11 protein-coding genes and 1 tRNA gene are annotated in these 14191 nt (G+C 55.4%); 10 read left to right on the plus strand and 2 right to left on the minus strand.

Going from position 1 to position 14191, the window contains the following annotated elements; all coding sequences use genetic code 11:
• Nucleotides 1-58: 58 nt before the first annotated feature.
• Entirely contained in the window at nucleotides 59-1915 is a 1857-nt protein-coding gene (locus HNQ39_RS10915) for an ABC transporter ATP-binding protein (protein ID WP_184195311.1), read from the minus strand.
• Nucleotides 1916-1961: 46 nt separating this feature from the next.
• Between HNQ39_RS10915 and sthA the strand changes: the two genes are divergently transcribed.
• The 9 genes from sthA to HNQ39_RS30810 all read left to right on the plus strand — a co-directional run bounded on the left by sthA (nucleotide 1962) and on the right by HNQ39_RS30810 (nucleotide 12280).
• Complete coding sequence (gene sthA / locus HNQ39_RS10920) at nucleotides 1962-3365, plus strand: Si-specific NAD(P)(+) transhydrogenase (RefSeq protein WP_184195314.1); 1404 nt, start codon at nucleotides 1962-1964, stop codon at nucleotides 3363-3365.
• A gap of 102 nt (nucleotides 3366-3467) precedes the next feature.
• Entirely contained in the window at nucleotides 3468-4553 is a 1086-nt protein-coding gene (locus HNQ39_RS10925) for a carboxylesterase family protein (protein ID WP_184195317.1), read from the plus strand.
• Nucleotides 4554-4618: 65 nt separating this feature from the next.
• Complete coding sequence (locus HNQ39_RS30555; RefSeq protein WP_184195320.1) at nucleotides 4619-5623, plus strand: PEP-CTERM sorting domain-containing protein; 1005 nt, start codon at nucleotides 4619-4621, stop codon at nucleotides 5621-5623.
• Nucleotides 5624-5658: 35 nt separating this feature from the next.
• Nucleotides 5659-5731: transfer RNA gene (locus HNQ39_RS10935), tRNA-Glu, on the plus strand.
• Nucleotides 5732-5841: 110 nt separating this feature from the next.
• The gene (locus HNQ39_RS10940) at nucleotides 5842-6855 is read left to right on the plus strand and encodes a tyrosine-type recombinase/integrase (protein WP_184195322.1); all 1014 of its coding nucleotides are present in this window, start codon (nucleotides 5842-5844) and stop codon (nucleotides 6853-6855) included.
• 21 nt (nucleotides 6856-6876) lie between these two features.
• A complete protein-coding gene (locus tag HNQ39_RS10945; RefSeq protein WP_184195325.1) occupies nucleotides 6877-8112 on the plus strand; it encodes an RNA polymerase sigma factor in 1236 nt (411 codons plus the stop codon).
• 280 nt (nucleotides 8113-8392) lie between these two features.
• Nucleotides 8393-8578, plus strand: coding sequence for a helix-turn-helix domain-containing protein (locus HNQ39_RS30805; RefSeq protein ID WP_184195328.1), 186 nt, complete (start codon nucleotides 8393-8395; stop codon nucleotides 8576-8578).
• 580 nt (nucleotides 8579-9158) lie between these two features.
• Nucleotides 9159-11702, plus strand: coding sequence for a DUF3987 domain-containing protein (locus HNQ39_RS10955; protein ID WP_184195332.1), 2544 nt, complete (start codon nucleotides 9159-9161; stop codon nucleotides 11700-11702).
• A 23-nt stretch (nucleotides 11703-11725) separates the two neighbouring features.
• A complete protein-coding gene (locus tag HNQ39_RS30810; RefSeq protein ID WP_184195336.1) occupies nucleotides 11726-12280 on the plus strand; it encodes a TubC N-terminal docking domain-related protein in 555 nt (184 codons plus the stop codon).
• A 714-nt stretch (nucleotides 12281-12994) separates the two neighbouring features.
• On the opposite strand, the gene HNQ39_RS10965 is transcribed toward HNQ39_RS30810, so the two are convergent.
• Nucleotides 12995-13303 (minus strand): hypothetical protein, encoded by a 309-nt coding sequence (locus HNQ39_RS10965; protein ID WP_184195339.1) that lies wholly within the window; start codon nucleotides 13301-13303, stop codon nucleotides 12995-12997.
• A gap of 67 nt (nucleotides 13304-13370) precedes the next feature.
• Between HNQ39_RS10965 and HNQ39_RS10970 the strand changes: the two genes are divergently transcribed.
• Nucleotides 13371-14018, plus strand: a complete 648-nt coding sequence (locus HNQ39_RS10970; RefSeq protein ID WP_184195343.1) for an RNA polymerase sigma factor — start codon at nucleotides 13371-13373, stop codon at nucleotides 14016-14018.
• Nucleotides 14019-14191: the final 173 nt, after the last annotated feature.

Consider the following 14191-nt stretch of genomic DNA (forward strand, 5'->3'; position numbering starts at 1 on the left):
AGGAGTCTTGATGCTATGTACTTGTAATCGTGATATTTAGTTCCTGATTTAAATTTCGCTAGTTGGTACTTACCGGACGAAACTGTTTTTGGTAGAGCTCGGCATAGAGGCCGTTTTTTGCCAGGAGTGCTTCGTGCGGTCCCACCTCCACCACATGTCCATGCTCCAAGACCACGATCTTATCGCACGTTCGGATGGTGGAGAGCCGGTGGGCGATAATCAGCGCGGTGCGGTTCTGAAGCAGGGTCTCCAGCGCCTCTTGAATGAGCGACTCCGAGGTCGCGTCCAAGCTACTCGTCGCCTCGTCCAAGATCAGCAGCTCTGGGTTCTTCAGCAGCGCGCGCGCAATCGAGAGCCGCTGGCGCTCCCCGCCCGAGAGCCGAAACGCCCGCTCCCCCACGATTGTGTCGTAGCCATCGGGGAGGGCGGCGAGGAAGTCGTGGATATGGGCGGACTTGGCGGCGGCGGTCAGCTGCTCCTCCGTGGCGTCCGGGCGGGCGTAGAGCAGGTTTTGTTTGACACTCGCGTGGAACAGAAAGGTCTCCTGGGTCACCATCCCAATCCGGGCGCGCAGGCTCTCTAGCGTAATTTCACGAAGGTCCAGGCCATCCAGGGTGATCTTCCCCTCCGTGGGATCGAAGAAGCGCGGCAGGAGATACGTGATCGTGGTCTTTCCCGCCCCGCTCGGCCCCACCAGCGCCACCCGCTCGCCCGGCGCGATCGTAAACGAGAGCTCCGAGAGTGCGGGCGTCGCCGCATTGGGGTACGAGAAGCCGACACTCTCAAAGCGCACCTCGCCGCGGGTCTGGGTGAGAGTCTTGGCCCCCGGCGCATCGGCGATCTCGGGGTCATGGTCCAGCAGCGAGAAGATACGCTCAAAGATCGCCAGCGCCGCCTGGATATCGACATAGACATTGGCGAGATTGGCTAGCGGCCGGTAGAGGTTCGCCAGGTAGGCCACGATAGCGATAATGCTCCCTAGAGTCAGTCGGTTGTTGAGCGCCTCGATCCCGCCAAAGAGATAGATCAGTGCGGGGCCGGCCACCGAGAAGACACTCAGGCTCATGAACAGCCAGCGCCCCGCCAGCGTTTGTTTGAGGTTGAGTGCCTTCACCCGCTGCGTGAGTTTCTCGAACGCGCTCGCATCCGCAGGAGCCTGGCCGTAGAGCTGTGTCAGGAGCATCCCCCCGACATGTAGGCGCTCCTGCACAAAGGCCAGCAGGTCTGCCTGTGTCTCTTGCGCCTCTGCGGAGAGCTTGCGCCGTAGCTTCCCGACCAGCTTGGTCGGCAGGTAGAGCCCCGGCACGACAACGAGCGCCAGGAGCGCCAGGCGCGGGTTCATCCCAAAGATGACGACAATAGTGGCAATAACGGTCAAGAGATTGTTGGCAATGCTAATCACCGTACCGGTCGCCACCCCCTGCACCGCCCCGACATCGCTGCTCACCCGCGCGACAATCTCCCCGGCGCGGGTCGTGGTGTAGTAGGAGAGCGACATCTGCTGCAAGCGCAAGAACAAGCGATTGCGCAGGTCGTAGAGCAGGCCCTCGCCCACTTGCGCGCTCAAAAAGCTCTGCAAGACCCCGAGCAGGCCCATGACGAGATTGACCCCGATAATCCCGCCCACAAGCCCAAACAGCAAGGTCGGCTGGTGCTTGGGGATGGCATCGTCGAGGATTCCGCGCACCAGGAGCGGTGGCACGACCCCAAGCGCCGCCGTGGCACCCAAGCAGGCAAAGATCCCCACCCAGAGAGTCTTGTAAGGCGAAAGACAGGTCAAGACGCGCCGGAGTAGCACGCGATCCAGCGGCTTCTGTGGGCCATCGCCGCCCGTGTTCCGGTTCTGCAACCCAAACGTCCGGGGCAGCCCCCCCAAGCTCTGATCCGGTCCGCGCCAGCCGCCTCCTACACCCATGCGCTCATCATACCGCCCAATCGAATTGGGCGGGTACGATAAGGGTATGGAAGAAACGACGCGCTATGATTTGATCGTGATTGGCTCCGGCCCGGCGGGGGAGAAAGGGGCGGCGCAGGCGGCGCTCTTGGGCAAGCGGGTGGCGCTGATCGAGAAGGGGCAGCACCTCGGGGGGGCGGCGGCCAATACGGGCACACTACCCTCGAAAACACTGCGGGAGACCGCGCTCTTTCTCTCGGGGTTTCAGCAGCGGGAGCTCTACGGCATGGACGCTTGCCTGCGTGACAAGGCGACTGTCCAGGACTTCCTGCGGCGCGAGCGGCGGGTGGCCGAGACCGAGCGCCAGCGGATCGCGGGTAGTATCGGCAGCCATGGGATCGAGCTGATCCGCGGGGCGGCATCGTTTGTGGATGCCCACACGGTCAAGGTGGCGGGGGAGAGCGAGCGGGTCCTGCGGGGCGATATTGTCTTGGTGGCGACAGGCTCGCGGCCCTGGCACCCGCCGGTCTTTCCCTGGGGGCAGCCCGATATCTACGACTCGGACACGATCCTGAACCTGGAGCGCATCCCCCAGAGCCTGATTGTAACGGGCGGCGGGGTGATCGGCTGTGAGTATGCCTGCCTCTTTGCGACTCTGGGTGTGAAGGTGACCGTGATCGAGGCGCGCGATGAGCTGCTCGCCTTCCTGGACCGCGATCTCTCCCGCGCCCTCAAAGAGCGCATGGTGGCGCTGGGGATTGTCTTTCGGATGCCCGATGAGATCGAGAACGTTGCGCGCGACGACGAAGGCGAGGAGGTGGGGTGGCGCTGCGCCCTGCGCTACGGCGGCTCGATTGTCGCCGACACGATCCTGATCGCGGCGGGGCGCAGTGGCAACACGGAGAGCCTGAACCTTGCCGCCGCCGGGCTGGAGGTGGGCAAGCGCGGCCTGCTGACGGTCAATGAGTCCTTCCAGACCGCGGTGCCCTCGATCTACGGCGCGGGCGATGTGGTCGGGTTTCCGTCGCTGGCATCGGCCTCGATGGAGCAGGCACGCCTGGCGATGTGCCATGCCTTTGAGAGCAACTTCACCGGCCACCTCGCCCCGATCCTCCCCTACGGGATCTACACCATCCCCGAGGCAAGCAGCGCGGGGGAGACCGAGCAGAGCGCCAAAGAGAAGGGGCTGGATATTGTCTGCGGGCGCGCCAGCTTTGCGGCCAATGCCCGTGGGCAGATTATCGGGGAGCAGTTTGGCTTTATCAAGCTGGTGTTCCGGCGCGACGACATGCGGCTTATCGGGGTGCATATTATCGGGGAGAGCGCCTCGGAGCTGGTGCATATCGGCCTGACCGCCATGCTCGCCGAGCAAGGTGCCGAGCTCTTTGTGCGCACCTGCTACAACTACCCCACCCTCTCCGAGGCCTATAAGTACGCGACCTACGATGCCTTAAAACGTCGCAGTTGCTGATATTGCTATAATTGCTTGGCATGACTCTTGCTCTGGGAAGGGGAAGCCCACCTTGAGACCTTAAGGTGGACTCGCCATTTTTTCCTCAAGAGACTTGCCATCATGACAACTTCCTCTCGCTACTACCTCCGTGGAGGGGCGCTCGCCGCCGGAGCGCTCCTCCTCGGCACCGCGGCACAGGCCCAGGATCTCCTGAGCCCTCTCCTCGCACGGACCTTTGTGGATAGCTCCGGCCTCAACCTGCCCTACCGGCTCTATGTCCCCGAAAACTACGACCCGTCCCAGAAGTACCCGCTTGTGCTCTTTCTCCACGGGGGCGGGGAGCGTGGCACGGACAACGTGTCTCCCTTGCTCAACGAGCCCTTTGCCCAGACATTTTTCTCGCCCGAGGTCCAGGCCGCCCACCCGAGCTTCTTTCTGGTGCCCCAGTGCCCCCTCGAAATTATCGGGGGCGATCCACAGGGGGAGTACTGGGTCAATAACTTTGAGAACTATGCCGATGGAACCCCGCACCCTGGGTTTGCCTGGGACTCCTACCTGCTCGCCGATTACCCCGTCTCGACCAGCTTGCGTGCGGTCACCAATCTCCTCCCCGCCCTGCAGAGCGAGTTCTCCATCGACAGTAGTCGCCTCTACGCCACGGGCTGGTCGATGGGAGGCGATGCTACCTGGGACCTGCTCATGCGCAACCCAGGGCTCTTTGCCGCAGGCGCTCCGATTGCGGGCATCGGGGACCCGACCCAGGCTGCCAGCCTCGCAAGCACACCGCTCTGGGTGTTCCACGGGGCGCAAGACACCGCCGCCCTACCAAGCGGCTCTCAGCAGATGGTGGCGGCGATCCAGGCGGCAGGTGGCAATATTCGCTACACGGAGTACGCCGACGGTACGCACTACATTGGTGCCGATGCCTATAGTGAGGCGGGGTTTATGGACTGGCTCTTTGCCCAGAGCCTCCCCAACACCGCAACACCCGTTCCTGTCCCCGCCCCGACCCCCGAGCCCACGCTGCTTCCTCCGCCGCCCCTTGCTCCCAACCCCACTCCCGCGACCCCTGAGCCGGGGCCTGTCGCTCCCAATAGTGTCCCGGAGCCAGGGACACTGGGCCTCCTGGCGCTAGGGCTCCTGGTAGGGCGGTCTCGCCCACGAAGTGCCCCCGGTGTCGCTGCTGAGGAGACCGAGACACCCTAACGAAGAAGAGAGAGCCTGCCGATAGGTTCTTGGCAGGCACAGTTCTTGCAGAGGGGCTCTCCGTTGTGAACTACCTAAAATTTGTTGTTGCTTTCTTCGTAATCGGGCTTACCTCCTGGGGCGTGCGGGCGCAGCCGCTGGAGAGTAGCCTGAAGGTAGTGAACTACACCTACAGCTACACCACGGCGGGGGGGGCATCGGTAACCCGCACGATCCCTGCGAAGATCTATGTCCCCGCGGCGGGAACCTACGATCCGCTTGTCCCCCTGCCCATCGTGATGTACCTCCATGGCTCGGGCGAGCGCGGCAATGGGATCGATGTGGACGGCCTCGCAGGGATCGATAGCTGGGCCTTCTCCGACTCTCTCCAGCTCCTGGACCGGCCGGCGATCTACGTGGCCCCTCGCGGGATCAAGGACCTTGCCACGACCGATGCGGAGTACCTGGAGAACCTCGCCCGCTACGGCTCGGACTACGCCAGCTCCGGGGAGTACTGGCTCAATAACTACGGCTCCACCGACTCCTACGACCACAATGCCTTCCCGGTCTCCGCGAGCCTGCGCGGCGCGATGAGCCTGGGAGACACGCTCCTCACAACGCCTACCTTCACCAACCTGGTGGATGGAACAAACTTCACCCTCCCCAGTGTGGATGTCAATCGCCAGTACCTGGTCGGCTGGTCTGCCGGGGGCGATGGGGTCTGGGATGCGATTGTGCGCAACCCGCTGAAGTACGCCGCGGCCATCCCGGTCTCCGGTGTCGGTGATCCCGGTGCCTTTGCGAGCACGCCTGCCCTTGCCGCCCAGCAAGTGCGGGCCTTTGCCGCCGATGGAGACTTCACCGACCAGCAGAGCGCGATCGCAAAGATGAAGGCGGCGATGGGCAACGCAGGCGGCGTGGGGACCGCAGACCTCGTCGCGGGCACGAACCACTACACGGTCTCCAATGCAGTCTTTGGGAGCTTGGACAACCGAAACTGGCTCTTTGCCCAGTCGCTTGTCCCCGAGCCGAGCTCACTTCTCCTCGGGAGTCTTGGCCTCCTGGCCCTCTGGCGTCGCCGCCGCGCTTGACGACACCCCTGAGACACGATATACTCCCGACGTTTGGCCCGTTGGTCTAGCGGTTAGGACGCCTCCCTTTCACGGAGGAGACCAGGGGTTCGATCCCCCTACGGGCTATAAAAACCTGATAGACTAAAAAAACTGATCCCTGCTTGTGGTGAGTAGTATCAGTAACTCTCAACAATAAAGTGTGTTTTGTCTCCTCAGTCTTGGACTGAAGAAACAAAATGCAAAAAAGTACACATCTTTTATCGAAAAACCGCTCGCCGGAAAACTCTATCTCGGCGAGTGTTCTTTCGCGTCTGCTCGATTCCTACCTATTGGCTTGCGACATTGCAAGCCATAGCGACCGCACCATCCAAAACCGTCGCGAACGCATCCGTGGACTCTTGTGGTTCCTAGGAAAGCGTGGGCTTGAGACCTGTGGTTTGGATGAACTGCGTCAGTTCATGCACTACCTCGGTCATGGCCACGAAGAGCCAGGGGGACGATTTGGCTGTGCCCGCCTGACAAAAGCCTCGTCACCAGGTACCATCAAGAGCTACCACTCAAGCCTTCGTACATTCTTTAACTGGCTTGTGGAAGAAGGTGAGCTTGAATCAAGCCCTATGGAGCGCATCAAGCCTCCGATAGATCGTCCTGACCAGATCCAGCCCTTCAGCAACGATCAGCTTCGTAAACTGCTTCTTGCCGCCAAGAAGACAACTCACCCACGCCGTAACGAGGCGATCTTGCTCTTGTTGCTCGATACGGGAATTCGCGCCAGTGAAATCTGCTCGCTTCGTGTCTGTGATCTGAGCCTACAAGAAGGGAGCATTCGTGTGGAAGGAAAGGGAGGCAAGAAGCGCTCTCTCCACTTCGACCGAGAGACTAAGAAGGCGCTCTACCTCTACCTCGCTGAGGAAGAACGTCACGCAGACCAGGCGCTCTTTCTCTCTGACCGTGGGCGCGATGCAGGAGAAGGGCTCACCCGTCAAGGCTTACTCGTCGCAATCAGACGCATGGGTAAACAGGCAGGCATCGCCTCAGTGCGCTGTTCGCCTCACACATTTCGCCACACCTTCGCCATCTCGTTTCTGCGTGCTGGAGGCAATGTCTTCACCCTCAAGGAACTGCTGGGGCATACATCTCTGGCCATGACCAACCGCTACGTATCTGTCGCCCAAGCTGACCTCTCTGAAGCTGCTCGACGCTTTTCACCCGTTGCCCACTTGAAACGTGGGAAATTGACTCAATCTTAGAAAATAACAAGGAGTGCTGATATGAATAAAAATGAACCTATATATATAGAAAGTATATTGATGGAAAACAACCCACGATATTTCTATGCTGCAGAAGCTTTTTTGAAAAGTGAAAATATGAAAGAGTCATTATTTTTAAGTCGGGAATTTGAAATTAATGAATGTTTTTCCAGATATGAAATTGATAATGATTATAGAGATGATATTAATGTTTATGTTCAAAAACAAAAAATACAATACGAAGATATGTACACGAGAATTTGTAATAGCTATAAGAATGGTGAAGATTTTCTTGAAATTGCTTCTTCTGAATGTAAAAAAATCAATGCTTCTCATTTGACATCGTTCTGTGAATTTAAAAAATGTTACGGAAATATCTTTAATGAAGTAGATATGTTGGATGATAAAAAAAATTATGTATTTATGCTCAAATATACAACGCAGTTGATTGAATCTCTGTTCTTAGCTTATATGATGTTATCACTTATGAATGCTCATAAATCGGGTGATTCTGTTTCAGATGTAACGTTGTATTTAAATGACGATGAAGACCCTGTTTTTAGATTGATGAAATTTGATTACTATATTAAATATAAATATAATATTAGGATGTTAGTTTATATGCGAAAAATATTTAATAATATATCACCTGAAGGGTGGGTTTATGCAGTTTACGAATTGGATAAAAAATTATGGGACGTCTACTACGAAGTAAGTATCGAAGAATGGAGGGATATTAGAGATTGTTTTCGCGCTGCTATGGTAGCTACTGTATGGACAGCGTCAAAAAAAATGCGTAAAGAGGTATGGAATGCCCTTGCTGATCAAACTCAAGGACAGGGAATGCGAGAAATATTACACGAAATTCTTATGACCGCTGTAGCATATGTTGATATTGATAGAAGTGGTGAGTTTATAGCAGGCAGATTGCCTTCACGGATTCTGGATAAGATACGATCAGCGTTTCGTACTAAGCGTAAGCGCGAAGTTGAGATGTCGGATGACATTGAAGACCTAGTTGCCTGTGAACCCTCGCCAGCTTCGGTTTTGAACTTGGAGTCTTTGCTGCCTAAGCTAACACCTTCACAGAGGAGATTGATTGAAGCAATGGTGCAGCTATCTGACTCAGGCGAGAAGTTGACTCATGCGAATATTGCCCGATTAACAGGTCGATCCCAGCAAGCGGTCTCAGCTATGTTGGAGCGTATCCAGATAGCACTTCAGGTAGATGAAAAAAAGAAAAAACTTTTAGAGTGATGTTGTGAAAACGCCTTTCTCAAATCCTTTAGATTTGAGAGGTGATTAAAATGCATATTTATGCAGCAGTGTGCGTGTCGAGTGAGCCGGGAGAAAATGGCTTCATTCTGAGGAGAACAGACGATCCTGCCGTCGTCAAGGCATTGCGATTGATGATAGGCCAGATCAAAGTATTAGAGGCTACACACGAGATGGGGGCTATACGGCCATCGGGTGGGAGCTCCAGGGCAGATAGTGAGAGTGGTTCACGCTCGCCAAAGAAAGGCAAGCGATGACTAGGATGGCAATCCGATCTAGCGCGGGCTTCACTTTGGAGCAAGCAGCAAAGCGCGTTCGGGTTGGGGTGGAGTATCTGAAGCGATTGGAGCGTGGGGGGCGAATCCCCTACGCCCTAGCTTGCCGGTTGGCCGCGCTCTATGGTGTTGGTCTTGACAATCTCGTAATCGGCCCTGTGAAGGGCAGCTGAAGGAGTACAAACACACTTTAGGTTGAGAGATCCTTACGCTGTTTTTTCCACCAGGGATCACCACTCCCGAAAGCTTCCAGAAGCACCACGGCTGGAAACGACGAAGCCTGCCTTGGTGGAGGCAGGCTTCAAAGTAAAGTTGCTGCTAACAACTTTAGAAACACAATTCGATGAAAGTATATCTTAAACGCCGCTCATCGGCAACATATCGTCCTCGTCTACGCCTAGTCGCTGGAATCCCAGGTTACCGGCGTTTGGCAATTCGGCCACTTGTGGACTATCAGCGTCCACAGGCTGTAGGGCGCTACATTGATGAGTCCAACTGTTGCATCCGTTTTGGGCACTTTCGTGGACGTCATATCGATGATGTACCACCACGCTATCTCATGTGGGTGCTGACGAGTAGCAAGGAGCTGAATAGTCGCGAGCGTCATGTCGTTGCCTATCATCTCCACCGTCATCATGGGTTGCCTTATGAGCTTGATGGGGGACTAAGCGACCCATCAAGCTACCAGGCGCATGTCGTGAAATTTCAGGCAGAAGCTTTGGGGAAAGTTAGCTGCACAGAAGGATCGATCCGATGAGCCCTATGCAGCCAATGACTCCTCTACAGAACGTCCTCACTCGTCTGGAGCGGGTGAGGATTCAAGGCAGTTGTCACACAGCTAAGTGTCCGGCTCACGACGACGAACGGGCAAGCCTAAGCGTTTCAGAGGGAAAGGATGGTCAAGTACTTCTGAAGTGCCACGCCGGTTGCGAATGGCGACAGGTTGTCGAAGCACTCGGGCTTACCATATCCGATCTGTTTCCACCTCGGGAGCAGGCTGCGCCGAGCAGCTTGCCGAAGAAGATTCTAACTAACCAGTACGATTACATAGACGAATCCGGAAAATTGCTCTATCAGGCGCTACGTTATCAGCCCAAGGAATTCCGACAACGTGCCCCTGATGGCAAAGGAGGCTGGTCTTGGAGCCTTCAAGGGGTGCGACGGGTACCTTACCGCCTTCCGAAGGTGATTGAGCAAGCCAATGCGGGCAAGACGGTTTTCATCGTAGAGGGTGAGAAAGATGCCGATGCCTTGGGGGAACTTGGCCTAACTGCCTCGACGAATGCGGGAGGGGCTGGTAAGTGGCTGGAGGGCTTTGGAAAGTACCTCTCTGGGGCTCATGTGATCATCTTGCCTGACAATGACGAGCCTGGTACGAAGCACGCCCGAGAAGTCGCTATGTCTTGTCTTCCCTATGCAGCTAGTGTGCGTATCGTGGAACTGCCGGGGCTCCCTGTTAAGGGAGATGTGAGTGACTGGTTAAAATTGGGAGGCCAACGTAAGAGCCTGCTTGATCTTGTGAAAGCAAGTCCAAGACTCACACAGGAAGACATGGAAAATGTTTCTGACTCCTCTGAGTCAGGGCGCTACAGAACCTACAAAAATACCGCTCTGGGGTCTGACGGTGAGAGCTGTGCCAGTTCGGAGATTACGGAAGATAACTCGCCGCCCGTTTTCAATTCATTACCTTCCTCTCTAGAGGCTGAGCTTTTGCCTGTCTCCCAACTCACGCCGGAAATGCTACCTCCGTCTCTTCGTGCCTGGCTGTTGGATGTTGCCCAGAGACTCTCTTGTCCACTGGAGTATGTCGCCATCCCAGCCATTGTGGCGGTCGGAGCGGTGATTGGTAAAAAGATTGGTATCCAGCCCAAGCGCTACGATGACTGGAGGGAGTATCCCAACCTCTGGGGGGCAATTGTGGGCCGACCAGGGGCACTCAAAACGCCAGCTATCTCTGAAGCTCTCAAGCATCTGTATCGTCTAGAGAAGCGTACAAGAGAGAAACACGAGGAGCTGCGTAAATTTTGGGCAGTAGAATCACTAATCAAGAAAGGCGAGGCAGAGCGTGCCCGTACTGAGCTAAAGAACAAGAACTTGACCGCGGCGCGGAAATACGAGCTCGCAGAGCAGGTTCTCCAAACCGAGGACGAAGAGCCCAACTGTCCGCGTTGGATTATCAACGATACGACTATCGAGAAACTCGGGGAGTTGCTCAAGGCCAACCCAAATGGCATGCTTCTGTATCGTGACGAGCTCATGGGGTTTCTGCGCACCTTGGAGCGGCAGGGGCACGAGTCAGATCGCGCGTTTTACCTAGAGGCTTGGAATGGGAAGGGGTGCTTCACGTACGACCGTATCGGTCGTGGAACAGTATTCATCCCCTCCGTATGCCTTTCTTTAGTCGGGAGCATTCAGCCTGGGCCGCTGTCTAGCTATCTGAGAGCTTCATCCGAGGAGAGAGGGGACGATGGATTCACTTCGCGTTTTCAGCTTCTAGTTTGGCCAGATCCCGCTGGCTATCATCTCGTGGATCGTTGGGCTGATGCGGAGGCAAAGAAAAGAGTCGCCCAAGTTTTCGATGCTCTTGCCGAATGGGCAATGAGTAAGACGGACATTGAAGCAGATGAAGAATCTGTCGCCTGCTTGCGATTCGCTCCCGAGGCACAGCAACTCTTCTACACTTGGTTGGAGAGTCTGGAGTATCGAATGCGTGACAGTGGGGAGACAGCCCTCATGGAAACGCATCTCTCAAAATACAGAAAACTTGTGCCTGCCTTGGCCTTGATCTTTCACTTGCTGGAGAGCATTGATTCCCTGACAGCAGAGCTTCCTCCCGTATCCCTCGACTCGCTAGAGCGTGCCTTGGCTTGGGCAGAGTTTCTGGAGACTCATGCACGGCGGATTTATCAGGCTGTGGGGGAGGGGGATCCAGAAGCTGGTCAGCGATTAGGGCAACGCATTAAGCAGAGCCTCCCCAATCCGTTTACGGTTCGTCAGGTTGTCCAAAAGCACTGGGCTGGACTCTCAACAACAGATGATGTCGAACGCGCGATAGGGCTCCTCGAAGAGCGTGGTTGGGTTCAAACCCGCGGCGTTCAGAAAGCAGGCGGTGGTCGCCCTTCTGTTCAGATCTGGATCAATCCGGCTCTCTTAGGAGCGAATAAAAAATCTTCTGTGTCTGGGGGGAAGACGCTACAAAACCTACAAAACCAGATCTCGGATAGCTCTTTTGGTTTTATAACGTCTGCGACTGATGATGGCGGTGAAGAGATTCAGTATGAGGAGGGGGAGATTTGATGGGCGGATCTTCTCCTAAAATCATGGATACTCTCGGCTACCTGACAACCTTGAAAAACCAGGGGATCGTCCTCTGGCGTGAGGGGGACTGTGTGCGCTTTCGAGCGCCTGCGGGCACACTAACGGCTCCGATTCGAGCAACGATCACCGCAGCTCGGTCAGAGATTCTCCATGTACTCCCTGACACCCCAGATCAGCCTGATTTGGTTGTGGAGGTGCCAATCGCCGAAATTGAACGAGACATTGCACTCGCCGCGCGAACGCGTCAGGGCTTGCTTCCACCACTTTACTGCTCTGAGGATAAGCGCCAGGTTTTGCTAGACTGGGTTACTACGATGATCCATCTTGGCGGATTGCCACTGCTCACTGATAGTGAGACGATTCACCTTCCCAGTGGCGGAGTCGTAGGAGTTGACCTGATCGAGTGGTGGACCGCTACCTATCGTCGTTGTTGTCGTCTTCAGGCTCAGCCTTTCCCGGATTGCCAGAGCGCTGCGGTTCTTTTGCGAAACGATCTAAAGAGTTTAGCTGTCCTGTTTGCCGATCAATGGCACAGGTCGCATAGTAGCGGCCAGTAAGAAAAAAGCGGTTCTACAGTCACGCATGCGGCATGATCAGACAATTTCCTAATGATTTCGTATCGGAATGGAGCTGAGATGTCATGATTGGTGCCACGGAAAAGGTTGAGGAACACCTCTGCTTGAGCGTAAAGGTGCTTCAGCGGGCTGGGATCGCGGCGGGCTACCAGGGAAGTATCACTTGGTGGCGGACGAGTAGCTTTGAAGGGCGTAAGCAGACGAACTGGCTGGAGTATGAAGTCAGCGAGGTTCTTCATGAAGATTGCCATCGTCCCGTCAGATTGACGCTGAAGTACCTGATTGAGGGGTGCAACTATCGAGTTCCTCTTGACTTTGACTGGACACCATGCCACTATGGGGGCTATCGCCCTTGGCTAAACTGTCCCACTTGTCATGTGCGCTCTGGAACCCTCTTCTATGTTTCATGGGAACTTTGGGAGTGTCGCCGTTGCTTGAACCTGGCCTACACCTGCCAAAGTGAGGGACATAAATCACGTCTGCTCCGTAAAATACTGAAGTTGCGCGGCCAACTTGGTCAGGAGTCGGGTGGCATTCACGCGCCACTCCCACTTGCCCCACCACCTGGTTGGCATAGCCGCAGATTCAACAAAAAAATTCGTGAAATTATTGTTGCAGAGGCTAATTATTGGAAGGGGTAATGGTATTTAGTGGTACAGACGGGCAACTCATGGTTTGGCCTCTGTCGAAACGTTCTTACTGCCGATGACGAAGTGTTTTGCTGAAGTCGGGATTACGGAAGGTTGTGATAAGTGAGCCGTCTGCACTGACCACAACCGCTGTGCCTTGTGCACGGTCGGCGAGCTGGGGAGCGATCCCCTGTGGGAGTTGTCTTCGTCCCAGGAAGAAGACGCGATCCCCTCCTTTCTCGTAGAAACGACGCCCAAATTTCAAGGCTAGGATTACCACCTGATCTCGAATGCCACGCTGGACTTGACGACGTTCAAAATGAACTGTCTTTTGAAACCCCATCTCTGAAAAGACATCACACTGCTGTAACACCATTTCGTCTTCCTCCTCCGCCGAATTACCCTTACATTCGCTGGGAGGAGTACAAGTACGACATCGCGAAATGGAGTTCGTTGTGAACCAAAGGTACCAAGAGTTATGGGAGGAGCTGCGGGGAGGGCATCCGACAGCTCCTGATCGGTTCTATGTCGCAGTGGCTCCTGTCCTCGTAACTCGGCTTATCCGGTGGGGCAAACTTCAGTTTCCCCGCGAGATCATTGAGGATGCGGTCACAGATGTCCTTCTTGGGTTAATTCAAGCACCAGAGCGTTTTGACCCGAGTAAGAGTAGCATACTTGGCTATCTTCAGATGATTGTTACGCGGCGTCTGATAGATCGCCTTAGGCGGCAAGAGAGAAGGCAAACAGAGAAAATAATTTTTCTGGAAGATGTCGCACTTGCCGAGCCTATAGCGAATAGCCTTACAGAAGATCCGGAACGCGTTGCTCTGCATTCCGGACGTGATCCTGCTTTGGAGTACTCCCCAGAGCTTGAGAATTTGATGGAAGAGCTGCTGCCTGATATACGAGATCGGCTTCTTGCGACAGAGTTCTTAGCAGGAAGGCTCTCGGTAGAGATATTTGTCCAAGTCTATGCTTTAGAGAGTCTACCCTTGGCAGAACAGCAACGTGAGATGAAACGGAACCGTGATCGTGTGATGCTGCGACTCAAGCGCAATCGAGAAAAACTCTGGGAGGCCATCCATGGCTGAGGAATCCACTGTACTGCGACGGCTCCGTGATCGAGCGGTTGCTTACGCACAAGAAGATCAACGCACGGATCTTCTCATTTCCTCACTGTCTCTCTGGATGGAGAGTGAGAGTCAAACACCAGAGGCACTGGCGCAGTTCCTCGGCACGGATGCAACAGGACTTAGCCGCCTTG

Origin of the sequence: Armatimonas rosea (assembly GCF_014202505.1) — a bacterium.
In the GTDB taxonomy this organism is placed as follows: Bacteria; Armatimonadota; Armatimonadia; order Armatimonadales; family Armatimonadaceae; genus Armatimonas; species Armatimonas rosea.